General features: G+C 57.2%; 18 protein-coding genes and 3 pseudogenes. 15 read left to right on the top strand and 6 right to left on the bottom strand.

Annotation, left to right across the window (positions count from 1 at the left end; genetic code table 11):
* Positions 1 to 13 precede the first annotated feature (13 nt).
* Positions 14 to 127: pseudogene (locus B8991_RS16500) on the bottom strand (integrase); the annotation flags it as partial.
* Positions 128 to 338: 211 nt separating this feature from the next.
* A complete protein-coding gene (locus B8991_RS21205; RefSeq protein WP_143514637.1) occupies positions 339 to 644 on the bottom strand; it encodes a hypothetical protein in 306 nt (101 codons plus the stop codon).
* 5 nt (positions 645 to 649) lie between these two features.
* Between B8991_RS21205 and B8991_RS16505 the strand changes: the two genes are divergently transcribed.
* The 12 genes and pseudogenes from B8991_RS16505 to B8991_RS16560 all read left to right on the top strand — a co-directional run.
* Positions 650 to 1,234, top strand: a complete 585-nt coding sequence (locus B8991_RS16505; protein WP_143514638.1) for an ANTAR domain-containing response regulator — start codon at positions 650 to 652, stop codon at positions 1,232 to 1,234.
* On the top strand, positions 1,231 to 2,418 hold the full coding sequence (locus B8991_RS16510) for a CmpA/NrtA family ABC transporter substrate-binding protein (RefSeq protein WP_084354044.1): 1,188 nt from the start codon (positions 1,231 to 1,233) through the stop codon (positions 2,416 to 2,418). The genes B8991_RS16505 and B8991_RS16510 overlap by 4 nt, the downstream gene beginning before the upstream one ends.
* Before the next feature lie 241 nt (positions 2,419 to 2,659).
* A complete protein-coding gene (locus tag B8991_RS16515) occupies positions 2,660 to 4,027 on the top strand; it encodes a CmpA/NrtA family ABC transporter substrate-binding protein (protein ID WP_084354045.1) in 1,368 nt (455 codons plus the stop codon).
* A gap of 68 nt (positions 4,028 to 4,095) precedes the next feature.
* Positions 4,096 to 5,169, top strand: a complete 1,074-nt coding sequence (locus tag B8991_RS16520; protein WP_084354046.1) for an ABC transporter permease — start codon at positions 4,096 to 4,098, stop codon at positions 5,167 to 5,169.
* A 6-nt stretch (positions 5,170 to 5,175) separates the two neighbouring features.
* Positions 5,176 to 6,876, top strand: a complete 1,701-nt coding sequence (locus tag B8991_RS16525) for an ABC transporter ATP-binding protein (RefSeq protein WP_084354047.1) — start codon at positions 5,176 to 5,178, stop codon at positions 6,874 to 6,876.
* A gap of 4 nt (positions 6,877 to 6,880) precedes the next feature.
* A complete protein-coding gene (gene nirB, locus B8991_RS16530) occupies positions 6,881 to 9,307 on the top strand; it encodes a nitrite reductase large subunit NirB (RefSeq protein ID WP_084354048.1) in 2,427 nt (808 codons plus the stop codon).
* Positions 9,304 to 9,639, top strand: coding sequence for a nitrite reductase small subunit NirD (gene nirD / locus B8991_RS16535; RefSeq protein ID WP_084354049.1), 336 nt, complete (start codon positions 9,304 to 9,306; stop codon positions 9,637 to 9,639). The genes nirB and nirD overlap by 4 nt, the downstream gene beginning before the upstream one ends.
* Positions 9,636 to 12,215 carry a nitrate reductase gene (locus tag B8991_RS16540; protein WP_084354050.1) on the top strand — a complete coding sequence of 860 codons (2,580 nt, stop codon included), beginning with the start codon at positions 9,636 to 9,638 and terminating at the stop codon, positions 12,213 to 12,215. Before nirD ends, B8991_RS16540 begins: the two co-directional genes overlap by 4 nt.
* A complete protein-coding gene (locus tag B8991_RS16545; protein WP_084354051.1) occupies positions 12,212 to 13,153 on the top strand; it encodes a glycosyl transferase family protein in 942 nt (313 codons plus the stop codon). Before B8991_RS16540 ends, B8991_RS16545 begins: the two co-directional genes overlap by 4 nt.
* Positions 13,150 to 14,544, top strand: a complete 1,395-nt coding sequence (cysG, locus tag B8991_RS16550) for a siroheme synthase CysG (RefSeq protein WP_084354052.1) — start codon at positions 13,150 to 13,152, stop codon at positions 14,542 to 14,544. Before B8991_RS16545 ends, cysG begins: the two co-directional genes overlap by 4 nt.
* A gap of 522 nt (positions 14,545 to 15,066) precedes the next feature.
* Positions 15,067 to 15,192: a DUF3768 domain-containing protein gene (locus tag B8991_RS22005; RefSeq protein ID WP_235866666.1), complete on the top strand. Its 126-nt coding sequence runs from the start codon at positions 15,067 to 15,069 to the stop codon at positions 15,190 to 15,192.
* Positions 15,171 to 15,413 (top strand): annotated as a pseudogene (locus B8991_RS16560) (transposase); the annotation flags it as partial. The gene B8991_RS22005 and the pseudogene B8991_RS16560, both read left to right, overlap by 22 nt.
* Here the strand turns inward: B8991_RS16560 and B8991_RS16565 are convergent.
* Positions 15,411 to 15,754, bottom strand: a pseudogene (locus B8991_RS16565) (TIM barrel protein); the annotation flags it as partial. The pseudogenes B8991_RS16560 and B8991_RS16565 overlap by 3 nt on opposite strands.
* 61 nt (positions 15,755 to 15,815) lie before the next feature.
* On the bottom strand, positions 15,816 to 16,694 hold the full coding sequence (locus B8991_RS16570) for a shikimate dehydrogenase (protein ID WP_084354053.1): 879 nt from the start codon (positions 16,692 to 16,694) through the stop codon (positions 15,816 to 15,818).
* Positions 16,695 to 16,813: 119 nt separating this feature from the next.
* On the opposite strand from B8991_RS16570, the gene B8991_RS16575 reads away from it, so the two are divergent.
* Positions 16,814 to 17,473, top strand: coding sequence for a TetR/AcrR family transcriptional regulator (locus B8991_RS16575; RefSeq protein ID WP_084354054.1), 660 nt, complete (start codon positions 16,814 to 16,816; stop codon positions 17,471 to 17,473).
* 217 nt (positions 17,474 to 17,690) lie between these two features.
* On the opposite strand, the gene B8991_RS16580 is transcribed toward B8991_RS16575, so the two are convergent.
* Positions 17,691 to 18,356: a GntR family transcriptional regulator gene (locus B8991_RS16580; protein ID WP_179141521.1), complete on the bottom strand. Its 666-nt coding sequence runs from the start codon at positions 18,354 to 18,356 to the stop codon at positions 17,691 to 17,693.
* A gap of 19 nt (positions 18,357 to 18,375) precedes the next feature.
* Positions 18,376 to 18,786 carry a PaaI family thioesterase gene (locus B8991_RS16585; protein ID WP_084354056.1) on the bottom strand — a complete coding sequence of 137 codons (411 nt, stop codon included), beginning with the start codon at positions 18,784 to 18,786 and terminating at the stop codon, positions 18,376 to 18,378.
* A gap of 232 nt (positions 18,787 to 19,018) precedes the next feature.
* Between B8991_RS16585 and B8991_RS16590 the strand changes: the two genes are divergently transcribed.
* Together B8991_RS16590 and B8991_RS16595 are read left to right on the top strand one after the other, a co-directional pair.
* Positions 19,019 to 20,170 (top strand): acyl-CoA dehydrogenase family protein, encoded by a 1,152-nt coding sequence (locus B8991_RS16590; protein ID WP_084354057.1) that lies wholly within the window; start codon positions 19,019 to 19,021, stop codon positions 20,168 to 20,170.
* A gap of 31 nt (positions 20,171 to 20,201) precedes the next feature.
* Positions 20,202 to 21,164 carry a TRAP transporter substrate-binding protein gene (locus B8991_RS16595; RefSeq protein ID WP_179141522.1) on the top strand — a complete coding sequence of 321 codons (963 nt, stop codon included), beginning with the start codon at positions 20,202 to 20,204 and terminating at the stop codon, positions 21,162 to 21,164.
* Positions 21,165 to 21,188: the final 24 nt, after the last annotated feature.

Genomic DNA, 21,188 nt, shown 5'->3' on the forward strand with positions numbered 1-21,188 from the left:
CCAGGATCAGCGTATCAATACGCTCAGCGATACTCGGGGCATCTTCCAACTCGACGCCGAGATAACGCACTGTGCTATCGACCTTTGTATAGCCCAGCAGAAGTTGTACGGCGCGAAGGTTTGCACTTCCTTTGACCGCTTGGCATACGCTGCCGGTGTCACGCCAGCGAGGCTGGCATAGGGCGGTGGTGGTTGATATCGCGCTGAGCATCGCCGAGAAGATCGCCGTTTGAGTACCAGACGAACGGCGTATGCCATTCGTCTATTGAGACCGATCATAGGTTGAATTTGGGGCAGTAGCACTGCGAGCCCTTGTTGAGCCGTCGAATTTGTACCGTTTATGCGCATCGGATGGCAAATGCCGCAGGATGAGATGTTTCGATGTCACACGGCGAAGAGAAAGCCGGCAGTTGATGCAATGTACCGCACCATTTGTCCGACATTGCCGGAAGAGTGACATCGTTGCCAAACGAACTGCGCTTCATATGCACCCACTTCAGCCTCCTTTTGCTTGATCCCGTTCTCAGGCCGCATATTTTTTGTGCGCGAATCCGCTGCAATGCTAACACGCAAAGCATTGCGACTGGTTTTTCATCGATTTGTCTGTTGCGCATGGCCTCTTTGTCGCGAATGCCGTTACCCATTCGGAGTGCAGACAGACCTGACCATACTCGTGGTAGAGCGTGACAAGACAAAGGCGCATGAGATCATCGATGCGCTGATGGATGGTGGCTGGAACGATGTGACTGTCATCTCTTCCCCTTCAGCGCTCGAGCGCGCCGTGAAACAGCAAAACCCCGACATTATCCTGATCGACCTTGCGAACCCCGACCGGGACACGCTCGAACATTTGAGCCTTGTGTCCAATGCGCGCGGGCGGCCTGTTGCAATGTTTGTGGATCAGACAGATGCAGTGAAAACTCAGGCTGCCATTTCGGCGGGGTTAAGCGCCTATGTGGTGAACGGCTTGCAAAAGGACCGTATCAAGCCGGTACTTGAAACAGCGATTGCCCGGTTCAGGATGGTCACCAAGATGCAATCGGAACTGGACGCCGCTAAACAGGCATTATCGGACCGCAAGACCATTGATCGTGCCAAGGGGTTGCTGATGCTGGCCCGCAAGATTTCCGAGGACGAGGCCTATAATCTGTTGCGAAAAACCGCGATGGATCAGGGGCGCAAGGTCATTGACGTGGCAACCGCTCTGGTTACAGCGGCGGAATTGTTGCAATGAAAATGGCACCGGTGCATTGCGGCTACCTTCCCCTTGTCGATTGCGCGCCGTTGATCATTGCCAAGGAATTGAAGTTTGCAGCGCAGGAGGGGGTCGACCTGACATTGGCGAAACAGCCGTCATGGTCCGCGCTGCGTGACAGGCTGGCATTCGGGGAAATCGACTTTGCGCATATGCTTTCGCCGATGCCGGTTGCGATGACGTTGGGTCTGGGCGGCGTCCCGTCGGATATTGATGCGCTGATGGTCCTTTCAGTGAATGGTACCGTGATCGGCGTGTCGGATACTTTGAGCACCAGGATGCGGTCAACGGGTTGGACTAACGGTTTCAACGATCCCGGGACGACATCCAACGCGCTACTTGCCACGATCGAGAATCCGTTGCGCATCGGTGTGCCATTTCCGTTTTCGATGCACCGGATGTTGCTGGAAACATGGCTGTCGCACGCGCCGGATTTCACCGCGAACAAGATAGAAATCGTGACCGTCCCCCCGCCAAAGATGGCGGAGGCAATGCACAACGGCGCGCTTGATATGTTTTGCGTGGGTGAACCGTGGGGGTCAGTTGCCGTGCAGCAAAGCGGCGCAGAGCTGGTCTTGCCGGGTGCCAGCATTTGGGAATTCGCACCCGAGAAAGTTCTGGGCGTGCGGCACAGGTGGGCTGAGGATAACCGAAAACTGTGTCGCGCGATGATCCGTTCCATCTATAAGGCGGCCCTATGGCTGGACCAGCCCGAAAACATGTCACTGGCCGTCGAGATCCTTGCACGGACCCAACATCTGGATCTGCCGGATCACGCGATTGAACCCGCCCTCACGCGCCGGATTGTCACGACAAATGGCGGTACGCCCAAACAGGTCGAGAGGTTTCTGGAATTCCATGGGGGAGCAGCAAATTTTCCCTGGCGCAGTCAGGCGGCCTGGATCGCCGACATTCTGGCGGGTTGGCACGGGCTCGACCGCGACAATGCGCGCGCTGCGGCCCGCAATTGTTTTCGCAGCGATATCTACCGCGAGGCATTGTCGCCGATTGGCATTGATCTGCCCGGTGCCTCGGAGAAGGTCGAAGGGTCAATGGGCGTTCCAACTGTGGTTGCTTCAACGAGGGGCGAGATGATTCTTGGTCCCGACCGGTTCTTTAGTGGCTCGGTTTTCGACTTTGCAGCAAAAAAAGTGCCTAATTAGGAAGCATTTTCTGCAACGCGGCAGAAAAATGCTGCAAGTGCACATAATGGCTCTGGCCAGGCGCGATGGTAGGCGCGAGGATCGCTAACAAGGCAAAGATGCCTGTGCCGGCTGACAATGCTGCCAGCCAGAGAATTAAAGAGCAAAGCCGCTCGATTACTGCATGCACCTCCTACCGCATGTGGCAGTCGTGCGGCTTTTTTGCGTTTGCACCAGGACCTAACAAGCAGGGATCTCACCAATGAATGTTTTCAAATGGCTTCTAGCTTCCACCGCCTTGTACGCCAGCCCTGCCATGGCCGATTTGCTTGATCTTGAAAAAGATGAACTGACCTTCGGATTCATCAAATTGACCGACATGGCCCCTTTGGCCGTCGCCTACGAGAATGGCTATTTCGAGGATGAAGGCCTGTTTGTCACACTGGAGGCGCAGGCAAACTGGAAAGTGTTGCTGGACGGTGTGATCGACGGCCAGTTGGATGGCGCGCATATGCTGGCAGGTCAACCTCTTGCCGCGACGATCGGATACGGCACGCAGGCGCATATCATCACCCCGTTCTCAATGGACCTGAACGGCAATGCGATTACCGTTTCCAACGATATCTGGGAGCAGATGAAACCAAACGTGCCGCTGAGGGAAGACGGGACCCCGCGGCATCCGATCAGCGCCGCTGCGATGGCTCCGGTTGTCGAGAAATACAAAGACGAGGGCATCCCGTTCAACATGGGCATGGTGTTCCCTGTTTCGACCCACAACTACGAAATCCGTTATTGGTTGGCGGCAGGGGGGCTTGAACCGGGCTACTATTCGCCGCGGGACGTGAGCGGCCAGATCGGCGCTGATGTCTATTTGTCAGTGACCCCTCCGCCGCAGATGCCTTCGACCATGGAGGCGGGCACAATCAACGGTTATTCCGTGGGAGAACCATGGAACCAGCAGGCTGTGTTCAAAGGCATCGGCGTTCCGGTCGTAACAGATTACGACATGTGGAAGAACAATCCCGAAAAGGTCTTTGGCATCACCAAAGAGTTTGCGGACGAAAACCCGAACACGGCCATCGCGCTGACTAAGGCTTTGATCCGCGCTGCAATCTGGCTGGACGAAAACGACAACGCCAATCGTCAAGAGGCGGTCGAGATCCTGTCGCGCCCGGAATACGTCGGTGCGGACGCTGAAGTGATCGCCAACTCGATGACGGGGTTCTTTGAATTTGAAAAAGGCGACCGTCGTTCGGCCCCCGATTTCAACGTGTTCTTCCGGTACAACGCGACTTACCCCTTTTATTCGGACGCGATCTGGTACCTCAGCCAGATGCGCCGTTGGGGACAGATTGCCGAACCGCAAACTGATGAATGGTTCATCGAAACGGCCAAGTCGGTCTACCGTCCAGACATCTACCTTGAAGCGGCCCGTTCGCTGGTGGACGACGGCATGGCAGTCGAGGCTGATTTCCCGTGGGACAGCGATGGGTTCAAAGCCCCGACACCCGCCGCAGATGTGATCGACGGCATTCCCTATGACGGTCGCACGCCGAATGCCTACCTCGAAAGTCTGCCGATCGGCCTTAAGGGCGATCAGGTCATCAAAGGCTCTGAAATCGTCAACTAGAGCACCAGCCGGCCGCGCGTGTTGCGGCGGGCAAACCGTCATGAATTGCACAAATCAAAGGTTCCGACATGACCGCCACCGACCCCGTTTCCCACGACATCGAAGCGCGCCGCGCCCGCCGTTTCACGCGAATAAACAAAGCCGACGCATGGTTTCAGGTATTGGGGCTGGCTTGGCTGACGCCGGTTTTGAAAGCCGCCGCAGGTGACAACCCGCGCGCGCAGGTGTCGGAAATCTGGCAGTTGCTGGGTGTTCCGCTTTTGGCAATCGCGATCTTTATCGGCGCATGGGCGGCGCTGGCCCCTACGGTGCAAACCTCTTTAGGGGCGATCCCCGGTCCGGTACAGGTCTGGGATCAGGCGTTGAACCTGAATGCGGACGCAGTACGTCAACGCCAGAAAGAGGCCGCCTTTTACGAACGACAGGACGTGCGCAATGCCGAGCTGATTGCTGATGGCAAAGAGGACAAGGTGCGCGAGCGGAGCTACACCGGCAAACCCACGTTCTACGCGCAAATCTGGACATCGATCAAAACAGTCTTCTTCGGATTTCTGATCGGATCGGTGATCGCCATTCCATTGGGTATAATGGCGGGCCTGTCTGCCACTGCAAATGCGGCTATCAACCCGATCATCCAAATATTCAAACCAGTCAGCCCGCTGGCTTGGTTGCCGATTGTCACAATGGTTGTGTCGGCGGTCTATGCCACCAACGACGGCATGTTCACCAAGTCATTCCTTGTGTCCGCAATCACCGTTACGCTTTGTTCGCTTTGGCCCACGTTGATCAACACCGCCCTCGGTGTTTCGTCCATCGACAAGGATCTGGTCAGCGTTTCCAGAGTTTTGAAAATGAATACCTATACAAAGATCACTAAGCTGGTTCTGCCGTCTGCGTTGCCGTTGATTTTCACCGGGCTGCGATTGTCGTTGGGGGTGGGCTGGATGGTCTTGATCGCGGCTGAAATGCTGGCGCAGAACCCCGGCCTGGGCAAGTTCGTGTGGGACGAATTCCAGAACGGTTCATCACAATCGCTCGCCAAAATCATGGTTGCGGTCTTTACCATCGGGATCATCGGCTTCCTGCTGGATCGCGTGATGTTCGCGCTGCAATCCATTTTCACCTTTTCAGAGAACCGGTAGGCCATCATGAGCATTCTCAAGTTTCAAAACGTATCCATGGGTTTTGGCGCAGGTACTGGCCGGATCGACGTCCTGAACGGCGTGACGCTGGAAGTGGAAGAGGGCGAGTTCGTTGCGATCCTCGGGTTCTCCGGCACGGGTAAATCCACGCTGATGAACCTGATTGCGGGCCTTGAGATGCCTGACACAGGCACGGTTACCTTCAAAGGCGCACCGATCAAGGGGCCGGGACCGGAGCGCGGGCTGGTATTCCAGAGCTATTCGTTGATGCCGTGGCTCACGGTGGGCGGTAACGTGGGGCTGGCCGTGGATGCGGTTTTTCCCAAACTCTCCAAGCCGGAGCGTCAGGCCAAGATCGACCACTACGTTAATATGGTCGGGTTGTCCCATGCGATCACGCGCCGCCCGTCCGAGTTGTCAGGTGGTATGCGCCAGCGGGTATCTGTTGCCCGTGCGCTGGCGATGAACCCCGAAATGCTGCTGCTGGACGAACCGCTCAGCGCGCTGGATGCGTTGACCCGTGCGAACCTAGCCGATGAAATCCTTGATATATGGGAGACCGACAAAAAGACCTGCATCCTGATCACCAATGATGTGGACGAGGCGATATTGCTGGCAAACCGAATCATTCCGTTAAACCCCGATGGCACTTTGGCTGATCCTGTTATCGTCAACATCCCGCGCCCACGTGATCGCGCAGCGATGAACGATGATGCGACATTCAAGGCCCTACGTGTGCAGGTCACCAAATACCTGATGGATGTGGGCATCGCCGCCAAGGTCGAGGAAGCCCGCACCCTTCCGAATGTGACACCGATCCATTCGCTGCCTGCCGCCGTCGCAGATGCGCAAAAGGACGGCATCGAAGAACGCTATCTGGTGTTCTCGCAACTGGACAAAGTCTACCCTACACCCAAGGGACCGCTGACGGTGGTCGAAGATTTCGACCTGAAAGTCAAAAAGGGCGAATTCATCAGCCTGATCGGTCATTCTGGGTGTGGCAAATCCACCGTGCTGACCATGGCGGCCGGCCTGAACCCGATTTCAAGCGGCGCGATCCGGCTGGATGGTTGGAACGTCGAAGGGGCGGATCCTGAGCGGGCTGTGGTTTTCCAGTCTCCCAATCTGTTCCCATGGTTGAGCGCCAAGGAAAATGTGGCGATCGGGGTCGACAAGGTGTACCCGCGCGCCAGTCGGGCCGAACGTCAGGACGTGATCGAATACTACCTCGAACGGGTCGGGCTTGCCGACAGCATGGACAAGCAGGCCTCGTCGATGTCCAACGGCATGAAACAACGTGTTGGCATTGCCCGCGCCTTTGCCTTGTCTCCCAAACTGCTGCTTCTGGACGAACCGTTCGGCATGCTCGACAGCCTGACCCGGTGGGAGTTGCAAGAGGTGCTGATGGAGGTTTGGTCGCGGACCAAGGTCACCACCGTTTGTGTGACGCATGACGTGGACGAGGCGATCTTGTTGGCCGACCGCGTTGTGATGATGACCAACGGGCCACAGGCAACAATCGGTAAGATCACAGATGTAAAACTGCCGCGCCCGCGCACCCGTAAGGCGCTGTTGGAACATCCCGACTACTACACATACCGCGCTGAAGTTCTTGATTTCCTTAAGGAATACGAGCATGGCGACCCCGCCGAACGGCCTGGGGACGCCGACCATGAACCGAAATCCGAAAAAATTGCGGCGGAGTAAGATTATGACACAGAAACTTGTTGTTATCGGTGCTGGCATGGCCTCCGGCCGGGTGTTGGAGCATCTGTTTGAGAACGAATCCGGTTTTGAAGTGACATTGTTCAACGCCGAGGCCCGCGGGAACTATAACCGCATCATGTTGTCACCCGTGTTGTCGGGCGAAAAGACCTATGAGGATATCGTCACACACGATGCTGATTGGTACGATACCAACGGCGTGACCTGTCATTTCGGCACCCATGTCACAGCCATTGACCGCGTCGCCAAGACCGTCACCAGCAAAGCCGGAACAATCGCTTATGACAAGTTGTTGATTGCCACAGGATCCGCGCCTTTCATCATTCCGGTGCCCGGAAGGGACTTGCCCGGAGTTATCACGTACCGCGATCTGGATGATACCAATGCGATGATTGACGCCTCCAAAGCGGGCGGAAAAGCCGTTGTTATCGGGGGCGGCCTGTTGGGGCTTGAGGCCGCTGCAGGGTTGGCGGAACGCGGCATGGACGTCACCGTGTTGCACTTGATGGACCATTTGATGGAGCGTCAGTTGGACGAGGCCGCAGGGTTCCTGCTGCGCCGGGATCTGGAAAAGCGCGGGATTGCAGTTAAATGCCGTGCTTCGACAAGGGCGATTGTCGGCAAAGATCGGGTCGAAGCCGTCTTGCTGGAAGGTGACGAAACCCTTGAGGCCGATCTGGTGGTGATGGCCGTGGGCATCCGGCCCGAAACACGGCTGGCAACGGACGCTGGCTTAAGCGTTGCGCGCGGTATCGAGGTGAACACACAAATGCAAACCTCCGATCCCGACATCTTTGCCGTTGGCGAATGTGTCGAACTGGACGGTCAGTTGTTCGGGCTCGTGGCCCCGCTCTATGATCAGGCCAAGGTGCTGGCCCAAACGCTGATGGACAGCCCCGCCGTTTTCACACCCAAAGAGTTATCGACCAAACTGAAGGTCACAGGATGTGACTTGTTCAGCGCCGGTGACTTTGCCGAAGCGGAAGGGCGCGAAGACATCGTGTTTCGTGATCCGGCACGCGGCGTCTATCGCCGTTTGGTTCTGGAGGACGACACGATTGTAGGCGCTGTGATGTACGGCGATACCACTGACAGCAATTGGTTCTTTGGCTTGATACGCGACAAGACTGAAATCACGGATATGCGTGAGACGTTGATCTTTGGGCCAGCGTTTCAGGGGGGTGCCCCCTCGGACCCGCTCTCAGCCGTTGCAGCCTTACCGCGTGACGCGGAAATCTGCGGGTGCAACGGCATTTGTAAAGGACAGATCGAAGATGCGATTACTGCTGGTGCGACTGATTTGGGTGCTGTGCGCACCACGACAAAAGCGTCAGGATCTTGCGGGACATGCACCGGATTGGTGGAACAAGTCTTGGCGGTCACGCTGGGTGATGACTTTGTGATCCCCGCTGCGCAATCCATTTGTACCTGTACGGACATGACCCATGAAGACGTCCGGCGCATGATCAAGTCGCAAGAATTGAAATCAATGCCCGCAGTTTGGCAGGCCTGTGGGTGGAAGACCTCCTGCGGTTGTCACATCTGTCGCCCGCCGCTGAACTACTATCTGCTGGCTGATTGGCCGCTGGAATATCAGGACGACCCGCAGTCCCGCTTTATCAACGAACGCAAACACGCCAACATTCAAAAGGACGGCACGTTCAGTGTTGTGCCGCGGATGTGGGGTGGCATCACCACGCCGGACGAGTTGCGCGCGATTGCGGATGCGGCCGACAAATTTGCCGTGCCAACCGTGAAAGTGACCGGCGGCCAGCGCATTGATTTGCTGGGCGTAAAGGGCGAGGATCTGCCAGCCATCTGGCGGGATCTGAACGACGCCGGCATGGTATCGGGCCACGCCTATTCCAAAGGTCTGCGCACGGTAAAGACCTGTGTTGGCACAGATCATTGTCGTTTCGGGACGCAAGACAGCACCGGCCTTGGCATCAAGCTCGAAAAAACCCTCTGGGGGTCCTGGACGCCGCACAAGCTGAAACTTGGCGTGTCGGGTTGTCCGCGCAATTGTGCGGAAGCCACCTGCAAGGACATCGGCGTGGTCTGTGTCGACAGTGGCTATCAGATCAGCATCGGCGGGGCTGCAGGCATGGACGTGCGCGAAACCGAAATCCTGTGTCAGGTGCCGACCGAAGGCGAGGTGATCGACGTCATAAAATGCGTCACGCAGTTGTACCGTGAGAATGCCAAATATCTGGAGCGCATCTATAAATGGATGGCGAAAGTCGGACTTGAGTGGATACAGGAACAGGTCGCCGATCTGGAAAACCGCGCCACGTTGGTCGCGCGTTTCGAAGTGTCCCAATCGGTTTATCGCAAAGACCCTTGGGCCCAGCATGTAGGCAGAGCGGAGACATACCAACCCCTTGCAGACCTGACACTGGAGGCCGCAGAATGAACGACTGGATTGACATTGCCCCCGTCGAGGCGGTGCCGCAACGCGGGGCACGGCTGATCAAAACGGTTCATGGTTGTGTGGCGGTTTTCCGCACTGCCACTGACGAGGTGTTCGCACTCGACAATGCGTGCCCGCACAAAAACGGTCCTCTGGCAGAAGGTATCGTGCATGGTGCGTCGGTGACATGCCCACTGCACAACTGGGTAATTTCCTTGGAAACCGGCGTTGTGCAGGGCCAGGATGAGGGGCAGGTGGCGACCTATCCCGCCAAGGTTTCTGACGGACGGATCTATCTTGGTGCTGCATTCCTGACCAGACGGGCCGTTGCATGAGCCTGACCAAAACAACATGCCCTTATTGCGGCGTTGGTTGCGGTGTTCTTGCGGGCGCTGACGGCACCATTCAGGGCGACCCCGACCACCCAGCCAATTTTGGGCGCTTGTGTTCCAAAGGGTCTGCATTGGGTCAGACAATCGATCTTGAGGGCCGCCTGCTGCAGCCGCAAATAGGCGGGCGCAACGCCGGTTGGGACAAAGCCCTTGATCTGATGGCCGAAAAATTCAGCACCGCCATCCGCGATCACGGGCCTGACAGCGTTGCATTTTATGTATCTGGCCAGTTGCTGACCGAAGATTACTATGTCGCCAACAAGCTGATGAAGGGTTTCATTGGATCCGCCAACATTGATACAAACTCGCGGCTTTGCATGGCCTCGTCAGTGGCAGGGCACAAACGCGCCTTTGGCACCGACACTGTCCCCGGCACATATGCTGATCTGGAAGAAGCGGATCTGATCGTTCTGGTCGGATCAAACCTCGCGTGGTGCCATCCCGTCTTGCACCAACGGATAGCCGCCGCAAAAGAAGCGCGCCCGAACATGCGGGTTGTGAACATTGATCCACGCAATACGGCGACCTCAGCCTTGGTAGATCTGCATCTACGGATCGTCCCGGATGGCGATATCGCGTTGTTCAACGGTTTGCTGGCGTATCTGGCAAACACCGGCGCACTTGATCTGGCCTATCTGTCGGATCACGTGGCCGGACAGGTGCCCGCCATCACGCAGGCACGTCTGGATGATCCGTCGGAAAGTGGTTTGTCCCAGGACGAACTTTCCCGGTTCTACGAGATGTGGGCAGGCACACAAAAAGTAGTCACGGTCTATTCGCAAGGCGTGAATCAGTCCCGGTGCGGAACCGGCAAGGTCAATGCAATCCTGAATTGTCACCTTGCCACGGGGCGCATCGGCAAACCCGGATGTGGCCCGTTCTCTGTCACCGGACAGCCCAACGCGATGGGGGGGCGCGAGGTAGGAGGCATGGCCAATATGTTGGCCAACCATCTGGATATCGAAAATCCCGATCATCGCGCTCGCGTGCAGGATTTCTGGCAAAGCCCGACCATATGCCGGCGCGCAGGTCTCAAGGCAGTCGAGTTGTTTGAGGCCTGTGCTGCGGGAAAAATCAAAGCGCTGTGGGTCATGTCAACCAACCCTGCGGTCAGCATGCCGGATGCAGATGGTGTGGCAAATGCGATTTCAAATGTACCGTTTGTGGTCGTGTCCGACATTATGGCGCGCACAGATACCGGCGATCTGGCAGATGTGCTTTTGCCCGCGACGGGTTGGGGCGAGAAAGACGGCACCGTCACCAATTCCGAGCGCCGCATCTCGCGTCAGCGCGCGTTTCTATCCGCGCCCGAACAGGCCCGACCCGATTGGCAGATCATCTGCGATGTTGCTGACCGCATGGGTTGGAAGAACGCCTTTGACTTTGCATCCCCTGCCGAAATTTTTGCCGAATATGTCGCGCTCTCGATGGCAACAATGGATTTCGGGCGCGATCTTGATCTGAGCATTTTTGCCGATGCCGATTACGCCAACCTTATTCCGACCCAGTGGCCCTGCAACGACAAGCGGTTCTTTGGGAGCGGTCGGTTTTATCATCCCGATGGCAAGGCACGGATGTTGCCCGTCAGCGCGCCAGAGCTTGGTGCGGGTGATACATTCATCCTCAACACCGGCCGCAACCGCGATCAATGGCACACGATGACCCGCAGCGGTAAAGCCCCGCGCCTTGGTGCGCATCTTGCCGAACCCTACGGCGAAATCCACCCCGAGGATGCTGCTCATATCGGCATCACCGCAGGTGATTTGATCGAATTAAGCAGCCCCAACGGGACATCGACCGTGCGGGCCCTGATCACGGAGCGTACGGCAAAGCGGCAGTTGTTTGCGCCGATGCACTGGACGCGCCAGCAAAGCAGTGCAGGGTGGGTGAACAACCTTGCAACCTCCGTCGTTGACCCCGCATCAGGGCAGCCCGCGTCGAAATCCAATCAGGTCACGGCGCGCAAATTCGATGCTAAATGGTTCGGTTACGCCGTGTCTCTGCATCCGATACGTCCCGATGGGGATTACAGTGCTGTTGCACGAACCCTGACCGGCTGGCAGGGCGAGTTCGCGGGCCTTCAAGCTCCGTCAAACTGGGAAGAACTGGCGCGTGGCCTCATGGATACGGGATCTTGCAGCGCGTCGGAGGTGTACGACCAACGCAGCCAACAGGCCCGCATCGCGTTTCATCTGGATGAAAGGTTGATCGGGTTGTTCTTTGCCAGCCCGACGCCAGTGTCATTGTCGCGCAACCACGTGGTTTCCCTGATTGGCACATCGACGCCGCCGCTTCTCGCGCTTGCCGGATACAGCGGCACCGACCAGCCCGACCCGGGCACAACGATCTGTGCCTGTCTCAACGTCGGCGTAAACACTCTGCGCGATGCGATTGCGGCCGGGGCGGACAGCGTCGAAACCTTGGGTGCAGCGACTTGCGCAGGCACGAACTGCGGATCCTGCAAGCCGGAACTGGCCCATCTTCTTGCACAGATGCGCACACCTATGGCCGCAGAATGACGCTGGCACCTTTTGTCCGTATTGTTGCTCAAGGCAAGGGCCGCGCAAGGGCCTTGACGCAAGACGAGGCGAGCCAGGCCATGACACTGATCCTGTCGGGCAAGGCCGCACCCGAAGCCATTGGCGCGCTGTTGATGGTAATGCGCCTGCGCGGTGAGACCGATGCGGAAATTGCGGGCTTTACCGCCGCATTGCGCGCGGCAACGCCGACACTGGCCGCAGTTGATCTGGATTGGCCATGTTACGCGGCGGGTCGAACGCGCGGTGCGCCGTTTTTTGTGCTGGCCGCAAAGTTGGTTTCGCGGGCGGGATATTCGGTCGCGCTTCATGGTTGGAATTCCCACCAAAGCACGGCGGCTGATATACGTGGCGTGTTGTCCACACTGGATCTTGAGGGCAACGGCTTGTCCTACCTGCCGCTCGAAACACTTAGTCCTGCCGCGTTCGGGTTGCTCAAGTTGCGCGATACGTTCGGCCTTCGAAGCTGCATCAACACGGTTCTGCGCATGTGGAATCCGACGGGCGCTGGGGCGTCGGTGCAGGGGGTTTTCCATCCGTCTTATCGGGGTTTGCAATCGCGCGCGGCGGCCTTGCTTGGCGACCAGAACCTGACGGTGATCAAAGGAGGTGGCGGCGAATTCGAGCGTCATCCCGGCAAGGAAACCGCCATCTTCGGTCTGCACCATGGCGTTGAATTGAACCAGTCGGCTCCTGCTGGTCTGACCGATACCCGTCGTCTGCACGAACCGGACCAAGCTGTCGATTGCGCGGCCCTTTGGCATGGATCAAACGATGATCCCTTTGCGGTTGCCACAGTCATTGGTACGGCCGCACTGGCCCTCTGGACTTTGGACGCAGCCGCGACCGTTTCGCAGGCGACCGAGTCGGCGACCAAACTTTGGCACGACAGACTTTCCCGATCGAGGAGGGCAGGATGAAGACCTTTCCCATGTTTCTGCAAATGCAAGGCCGTCGCGTCATCATTGCGGGTGGCGGAGAGCAAGCGGCGCAAAAATGTCGACTGATCCTCAAGACCGAGGCTGCCATAACGGTGCTCGCCCCGGTGCTTGATCCCGAGCTGGCCGACTTAATTGCAGAGGGCCGGATCGACTGGCACACTGGCCCGATCCGCCCCTGTGATTTCGAAGGGGCCGCGCTGGTGTTTGTTGCGACGGGTTGCCGTGCCACCGATAGCTGTCTGCACATGCTGGCAAAATCCGCCGGAGCGATCGTCAATGTGGTGGACCAGCCGGATCTGTGTGACGCGTTGACCCCGTCGATTGTAGATCGCTCGCCAGTTGTTGTTGCAATCGGTACCGAAGGCACCGCGCCAGTACTTGCCCGCCAGATCAAGACGCGACTGGAGGAAATTCTGGAACCGCGATTGGGCGATCTTGCTGCACTTGTAGGCCGGTTGCGTGAACACGCGAACACCCGACTTGCCCCACGCGCGCGGCGCGATCTTTGGCGTTGGGTGTTCGCGGGGCCCGCGCGGGATGTCCACAGGCAGGGCGGCGAACGGGCGGCGGCGAAAATGATCAAACACGCGATTGATACCGCAACATTCGGGACCGAAGATAACGGTTCAGTTGCGTTGGTCGGGGCAGGGCCGGGGGCAAAGGACCTGATCACGATGCGCGGCGTCCAGCAGCTGCAAGAGGCAGACGTCATCTTTTATGATCGTCTTGTAGATCCCGAAATCCTCGACCTTGCCAGACGTGACGCCGAAAGGATCTATGTCGGCAAGGCACCGGGGTGTCACCATTGGCCGCAAGACAAGATTTCGGGTGTCCTTGTCGCGGCGGCCCGACAAGGCAAGCGCGTCGTACGTCTCAAATGCGGGGATCCGGGTGTCTTTGCGCGTGGGGCCGAGGAAGCCGACGCGCTGAGCGCTGCGGGCATCCCTTACGAAATCGTTCCCGGCGTGACGGCGGCCAGCGCCGCATCCGCAGCGCTTGGCGGGTTCCTGACAGAGCGCGGGACCTGTGACACGCTTGTGCTGGCGACAGGGCAATCGCAAACGGCGGGCAAAAGCCTCGGCTGGATGAAAACCCTGCAACCGGGAACCCGCGTCGCCGTTTATATGGGCGTGGGGTCAGCTGGGAAAATCGCGCATGAAATATCTGTCGCGGGCCTACAAGACGTTATCGATATCGATATCGTATCGCGCGCGCAACAAATCGACCAGGCGATTGCCCGGTGCCGTGCGTCGAGCCTTGTGCGGACCGTCAAGGAAAGTGCGATATCGAACCCTGCGATCCTGTTTCTTACGTGGCCGCAGTCCACTGCTCAGGACGTGCAAAGCGAAAAAGTTGCGCAGTTGCGGTGATCCGGCGAAGGGCAGGTTCCGGAACATTCGCCCCGCCCAGGAATTCCTTGCGGAAGGCGCAATCAGTTTTTGCACCTGCGCAGGCGTCAGTCCGATCGATCCAGCTTCTCGCTTATTGATGTGCGCCGCAACGAATGGCCAGTTTGGATATTGGCCCCCGCCTGACGGAGCTATGATCGGCTCGACGACACTCGCGGCACCGCGGCAAAAAATTTCTGCGCATGCAAAGGTCTTTTGCACGAGCACGAGCCACAACCGCGAAAGGCAGCAAGGTCCGCTGAGCCGACTTTTGAAACTGTCTGGATCGGGCAGATTTGGTCGGGGTCCTCTACCATGTGGAAAAGTGAAAGCGGGCTTTGGGAAGGGTGTTGCAACTTCTCAAAGGAATGCTCTTTGACCATCATCATCTTACATTCCCAGACGGACCGCCCGGATCCGACCGTGATCGCCGCGCGGAACGACGCGTTCCGCAAGCTCGCGTGCCTCGGGGGCCGCCCGTGCAGCCCATCCAGGGCTGGATGCATGTTTATGGAGGCCGGTGATGGCTTCATGGCAGAGGCGGTGAAGGCGACTGGCGCGTTTGATACATTCGCGCCCGAGAACGATCCCGAAACCGCGCGGCAAACATGTCTGATCCTTTCTGGCTGACAGATGCCCAGATGGCGCGTCTGGAGCCCTTCTTCCCGAAGTCCCATGGCAAGCCGCGGGTCGATGGCTGGCGTGTGTTGAGTGGGATTATCTTAATAAATCGTAATGGGTTAAGGTGGCGCGACGCACCGATCGCGTACGGCCCACACAAGACGCTCTACAACCGTTGGAAGGGTTGGAGCGACAAAGGGATCTGCGCGACGATGATGGCGGGGCTAGCCGATGCGCAAAACCCGCGCTGCTGCGTGGTCGCCCAATTCGGCAAATCAGCCGCCGCCCGATCGATCCCGCCAAGCGCCTTGGGGTGGGCAGATGAGCAGACCAGAACCAGATCACGACCCATTTCCTGCATCACGTCAAATTTGCGCTTCATCCGGTCAAAAGCTTTGGCGCGCAGCGGTTGCGGCAATCCTTCAAAATCGCGGAAGGGCTGGAAAAGCATAACTTCAAGGCCTGCTGCGCGGATACGCTCGCCTACCGCGCGTGGGCTGCGGATGTCAGCGATGAAATCCTGTTCGAATATCTCGACCCCGTCGAAACCAGCAGTGGCGATGGTATCGATTCTTTCCTCTAGATTTCAGGAGATAGACACAGTTGCGATGCCCGTTTTCATAGCTGTAATCTCACGACTGTCCGAGGCTGCGGAAGGTGGCCCGCATCCGATCCGGGTCAGCAGGGCACCCGGTAAAAAGCTTGAAGGCACGAACCGCCTGAAAGATCGCCATGCCCTCGCCTGATAACGTCTGACAACCAGTTGCGCGCGCGGCTTTCAGCAGCGCGGTTTCAAGCGGAAAGTAGACGATGTCTGCAACCCAATGGTGCGACGCCAGACAGGTCGGATCCAGCGGAATGCCAGGCAGTTCTGCCATGCCCATGGGGGTGGCATTCACAATGCCGTTTGCGCGCGCCGCGGCCTGTATCAGATCCGGCGCGGTTTCGGCCTGACCGCCCGCCGCGCAGATCGCAGCGGCCAGTGTCTCTGCCGCGTCGAGCCGTGTGTCGGCAATCAGAACGCACTCCGCGCCAATATTGCTGAGCGCGTGGGCCACCGCTCTGCCTGCGCCGCCCGCGCCGATCAGCAAAACTGTGTCGAGCTTTGCTTCCGGCAAGCCGCAACGGAAACTTTCGGAAAATCCCCAATGATCAGTGTTGTGGCCAATACGACGCCCGTCCTTAAACACCACCGTATTCACGGCACCAACCCGTAGTGCCGAAACCGAAATATCGTCGAGCAGGGCAATCACGTCCTGTTTGTAGGGATAAGTGATGTTGAGCCCTGCAAAGCCGTCATTTTCGGCTTGATCAAGGATCTTGGCCAACTGCACATCGGTTTGCTCGCTGGTATCGATCAGATCAAAGCGACAGATTAGGCCCTGCGTCCGCGCCTCAGTCGTGTGCATGGCCGGGGTGCGCGACAACTGGATACCTCGCCCGACCAGCCCCATCCGCAAAGATGGGGCGGCTGCGTTGGTGACACCTTGCGTGTGTACTTTCATCTCCATCACACGGAGCCTCCCCGTGGCACGTTGCGCTAGATTGTACCCGTCAGTACAATCCGTCAATCACAATTGTACTATTGAGAGCATTTCTCTCCTGCTAAGGTTTGTGATTAGGAGGCAGCATGACAAATGCAATGGCAGAAGACAGGCGCAGTTGGACACAAAACCCGGAAGGGGTACGGCGTGATATTCTTGCAGCGGCGGTATCCGAGTTTGCAGAACGCGGGCTTTCGGGTGCGAAAGTGGACGACATTGCCGCGCGCACCCGGACCTCGAAGCGGATGATCTATTACTATTTTGGCGACAAAATGGGGCTGTATACGCAGGCGCTCGAAGCCGCCTACCACAAGGTCAGAGAGGGCGAAGCATTGCTGGACCTGGGCCATTTGCCACCCTTGGATGCGTTGACGAAACTGGTCGCCTTTACCTTTGACCATCACCGCAGCAATCCAGATTTCATCCGCATGGTGATGATCGAAAACATCCATCAGGCCAAAGCCTTGTCAGCCTCTGAAAAGATCCGCGACCTGAACATAGCCGCCATCGAGAAGCTGCGCGAGATTTGCGACCGGGGCGAACAAGAGGGCATATTCCGCCGAGGTCTCGATCCGGTGGCCTTGCATTGGCAAATCAGCGCCGCCAGCTTTTTCAACGTCTCGAACCGACCTACATTCGCGGTTCTATTTGGCGATGAAATGTTCAGCGATGCGGGCCAGGCGCACTTGCGCAGTCAGACTGTCGAAGCCATTCTTGCCATCGCAAAAAAACATGAGGCCCCATAGCAACTGTATCTGTCAGGTGATCTGAGCAGCCCAAGATTGGCGCGTTTTGCACAGGGCGTTCGCGATGGTGACGATGGCGGCAGTGAACAAAATAGGGTAATATGGCCTGCTGCATCGGTTAGGCGGGGATGAATAGCGCCTTGGTCATATAAGGCTCATCCTTTGGGTGTTTTACTCTCCGCGAAATCCGGGGGCGGTTCGTGGTGGCGTGTTTCAATCAATCCTTGATACGCTGCAGAAGTGTCGGAAGAAACATCAAGATATGCTCCTCAATCGCCGCTCGGGCTTTTGACGCGTCGCCTTCTTCAATGCTGCCCAGCAGTGCGTTGTGGGACTTTCCGTAGATCTTGAAGTCGCTCAGATTTCGGCTCATCAGCCTGATGGCGTACCGCATTTGCGTGCTCATGCGATCGAATGATTGAAGCAGCCAGTTGTTACCGGCCATTTCCACAACGATCCGATGAAATGAAAGGTCCGCAGAAATCTGTTGCGCCGGGTCGTCAATGTTAGCCGACTCTTCGATTGCAACATAAGCCTTGCGCAGCACCTTCAGTGCCTCGTTACGATCCGCGCGGTCAGCGAGTGATGCGAAGGCCGCGCCTTCGATGACGCAGCGAAATTCAAGCAATTGACGCACCTCAGCGCCTGTGAGGACACGCATTGAATATCCGCGGTTCGGCGTATAAAAAAGCAAGCCTTCGCTTTCAAGCATGCGGCAGGCTTCGCGTACCTGTTGTCGGCCAGCATTGATCTGCTTGGCAAGCTGGCTTTCGAATATCCGTTCGCCACCCTGTAGCGGCAGTTCAAGCAGATAATCTCGGATCGCCGCCGAAAGCTCGGCTGTCGTCAAGCTTTCCGCCTCGATAGGCGTCAACGTATCCATTCTTACCGTTCGCAACATCTCAAACACTCATTCCGTAAGGGTTACCAGATATTTCAGTCTGCTCTTTCATGATCTTGAAGCAGTCGAGTGCTTCGGCGAGAATTGTGCCATCTGCGCCATGAACCTCGGCGGTTGCAAAGACTGTACGGCGGCCACGCCTGGTTACTTTAATATCTCGCCGCGCTAAGGCCAGAAAACTGACGCTGAGACTGATTGTCGAGGCGATCAGATCTCCTCGTCCCTCACAAACAGCGTGACCCATCGCCGAATCCAGAGGCGCGGTTAGGATCCCACCATGCACCACTCTCGCGCCGTTCAAGACTTCCTTGCTGGATGAAAGATTGACCGCTGCTGAATCGCTATCTGCACGCAGAGTCTTGAAGCTCAGGTGCTCGATGGCTGGCGACGTGGGCTGAACTTCGACAATCACTAGCGGACCTCTTCAAGACGTACGAGTATATTCTGTTGGCATAGTGCGCCATGGTTGGGTGTCTTGCCAAGGAAAAACTCACCTTGTTCATCTAACCATATGATACCTATATTAAAATTATGAAATCAAAAAGTGTTGACACTTTATGATCGCAGAATGTAGCGTATCGTAAGTTGGCTGGGACGGCTGATCGCAAGCCGAGGCCAATTCGGCAGGGAAGGGGGGGAGAACTATGATCTACGGCGAAGATCATGAGCAGATGCGGCGTTCGATGCGGCGTTTCATCGAGTTGGAAATTATGCCCCATGTCGAGGCTTGGGAGGCCGATGGAATCTGGCCGGCACATCGCATCTGCAAGTTGGCTGGCGAGGCGGGTTTTCTGGGGATCAATCGGCCCAAGGCCCATGGTGGCATGGGATTGGACCTGACCTATGCGATGGTCTGGGCCGAGGAGATCGGTCGCATCCCGGCCGGGGGGGTCGCAACCGGCTTGTCGATCACAAGCCAGATGGCGACACCGGCCTTGGCAAGGCATGGATCGAATGACCTGTGCAGCCGTTATCTGGTGCCGACCATCGCTGGGGACATGGTGGCTTGCCTGGGCGTCAGCGAAGCCGGCGGCGGTTCTGACGTTGCCAGCATCAAGACCACAGCGCGACGCAACGGGGAGGATTACGTCATCAATGGCTCCAAGATGTGGATTACAAACGGAGTTCAAGCTGACTGGGTTTGCCTGCTTTGCAACACTTCGGATGACGGTGGGCCCCATCGAAACAAGTCGCTCATTATCGTTCCTCTCGATTTGGCGGGGGGAAGCCGATCAAAGCCACTGAAGAAACTGGGAATGCATTCGTCAGATACGGCGCAGCTGTTCTTTGACAATGTTCGTGTTCCATCGTCGAACCTGATTGGCGAAGAAGGAAGAGGCTTTATCTATCAGATGGAGCAATTCACCGACGAACGGCTTGTCGTTGCCGCGCGTACGGCTTCACAACTGCAACAGTGTATCGACTACACAGTCGATTATACGCGGCAACGAAGTGCTTTTGGCAAACCTCTTTTGGATAACCAGTGGATTCATTTCACATTGGCTGAATATCAGATGGAGATCGAGGCGCTGAAGGCGATGACCTATCGTGCGGCGTCCGAGGTCGCCCAAGGTGGGCAGGCGCGCTTGCTGACGGCGGCGGTCAAGCTGAAGACGGGAAAGCTTGCTCGTTCCATTCCAGAGGGCTGTCTGCAGTTCTGGGGTGGAATGGGATACATGGCCGAGAACCTGGTCGGGCGGATGATGCGTGACGCCAGACTTGTCAGCATTGGCGGCGGAGCCAACGAGGTAATGATGCAAGTCATTGCCAAGGAAATGGGCATTCTGCCGAAATAATCACTACCAACTTTCCAGGGAGGAAATGAAGATGAGTTTCAAGGCTATAGCGGCGATTGCCAGTGTTGTATCACTCTCAGCAGTTAGCTCTGCCTATGCTGATCGCACCGTTCGGCTGAATTACTATCTGGGGCCACAGCATATTTACGCAACCAGCGCGGTTGAGCCCTTTGCGAAGGAACTGACAGAGCGCAGCAACGGAGAGCTTACCGTCGAAACCTATCCGTCCGAGCAGCTGGGCAAGGCTGCGGATTCTGTCCGTATCCTGCAATCCGGCATCGCCGATATCGGATGGGTCACGTTTACGTATCACGCCCAGGAAATGCCCGCGACACAGATTGTAAACCTGCCGATGGGGCTGGACGGAACGACAGCGGCCGCAACGATGTGGCGCGCGACGCAAAGCCCCGGCATCATCAAGGAAGAATGGGATCGGCTGGGCCTTGTTCCGTTGATGATTCTTGCCAATCCGGCCTACGAAGTGCATTCCACCGACAAACCGTTGCCCGACTTCGCATCACTGGAGGGGCTTAAACTTCGCTCGCCCGGCGCTGCCTATGTCGAGACGATCAAGCGCATCGGGGCTATTCCATATGAGGTTGCAACCCCGGATCAATACGAAGCATTGCAGCGCGGCCTGATCGATTCCTCCATCTTTTCCTTTGCGTCCTGGGGATCGTTCAAGATCAACGAACTTCTTAATCACACGACCACGGGGTTGAATGTTGTAACTACCGGGCTTGGCGTAGTGACAACAAAAGAGTTCATGGACTCCCTGACCGAAGAAGAGCAGGCGCTGTTGGTCGAACTTGGCCAGAAGTATTCCAAGATCGGCACCGAAGCCGCTGCACAGCGAAACATCGATGCGCTCCAGCAATACAAGGCTGACGGGTTGCAGATCTATGAGTGGGCGGATGAGGACAAGTGTCTGACGTCAGCACCTATGGGACAGATATGGCGATTTGAACAACGGAGGGTTTCTGGTTCATCGTAGCCTTTAAGGAGCGAAGATGAACAA

Origin of the sequence: Primorskyibacter flagellatus (assembly GCF_900176485.1) — a bacterium.
Taxonomy (GTDB): Bacteria; Pseudomonadota; Alphaproteobacteria; order Rhodobacterales; family Rhodobacteraceae; genus Primorskyibacter; species Primorskyibacter flagellatus.

What these genes read in the sequence shown, in the direction of transcription:
- B8991_RS21205 (WP_143514637.1), bottom strand. Translation starts at nt 644, where the DNA reads ATGGGTAACGGCATTCGCGACAAAGAGGCCATGCGCAACAGACAAATC.
- B8991_RS16510 (WP_084354044.1), top strand. Translation starts at nt 1,231, where the DNA reads ATGAAAATGGCACCGGTGCATTGCGGCTACCTTCCCCTTGTCGATTGC.
- B8991_RS16515 (WP_084354045.1), top strand. Translation starts at nt 2,660, where the DNA reads ATGAATGTTTTCAAATGGCTTCTAGCTTCCACCGCCTTGTACGCCAGC.
- B8991_RS16520 (WP_084354046.1), top strand. Translation starts at nt 4,096, where the DNA reads ATGACCGCCACCGACCCCGTTTCCCACGACATCGAAGCGCGCCGCGCC.
- B8991_RS16525 (WP_084354047.1), top strand. Translation starts at nt 5,176, where the DNA reads ATGAGCATTCTCAAGTTTCAAAACGTATCCATGGGTTTTGGCGCAGGT.
- nirB (WP_084354048.1), top strand. Translation starts at nt 6,881, where the DNA reads ATGACACAGAAACTTGTTGTTATCGGTGCTGGCATGGCCTCCGGCCGG.
- nirD (WP_084354049.1), top strand. Translation starts at nt 9,304, where the DNA reads ATGAACGACTGGATTGACATTGCCCCCGTCGAGGCGGTGCCGCAACGC.
- B8991_RS16540 (WP_084354050.1), top strand. Translation starts at nt 9,636, where the DNA reads ATGAGCCTGACCAAAACAACATGCCCTTATTGCGGCGTTGGTTGCGGT.
- B8991_RS16545 (WP_084354051.1), top strand. Translation starts at nt 12,212, where the DNA reads ATGACGCTGGCACCTTTTGTCCGTATTGTTGCTCAAGGCAAGGGCCGC.
- cysG (WP_084354052.1), top strand. Translation starts at nt 13,150, where the DNA reads ATGAAGACCTTTCCCATGTTTCTGCAAATGCAAGGCCGTCGCGTCATC.
- B8991_RS22005 (WP_235866666.1), top strand. Translation starts at nt 15,067, where the DNA reads ATGTTTATGGAGGCCGGTGATGGCTTCATGGCAGAGGCGGTGAAGGCG.
- B8991_RS16570 (WP_084354053.1), bottom strand. Translation starts at nt 16,694, where the DNA reads ATGGAGATGAAAGTACACACGCAAGGTGTCACCAACGCAGCCGCCCCA.
- B8991_RS16575 (WP_084354054.1), top strand. Translation starts at nt 16,814, where the DNA reads ATGACAAATGCAATGGCAGAAGACAGGCGCAGTTGGACACAAAACCCG.
- B8991_RS16580 (WP_179141521.1), bottom strand. Translation starts at nt 18,356, where the DNA reads ATGGATACGTTGACGCCTATCGAGGCGGAAAGCTTGACGACAGCCGAG.
- B8991_RS16590 (WP_084354057.1), top strand. Translation starts at nt 19,019, where the DNA reads ATGATCTACGGCGAAGATCATGAGCAGATGCGGCGTTCGATGCGGCGT.
- B8991_RS16595 (WP_179141522.1), top strand. Translation starts at nt 20,202, where the DNA reads ATGAGTTTCAAGGCTATAGCGGCGATTGCCAGTGTTGTATCACTCTCA.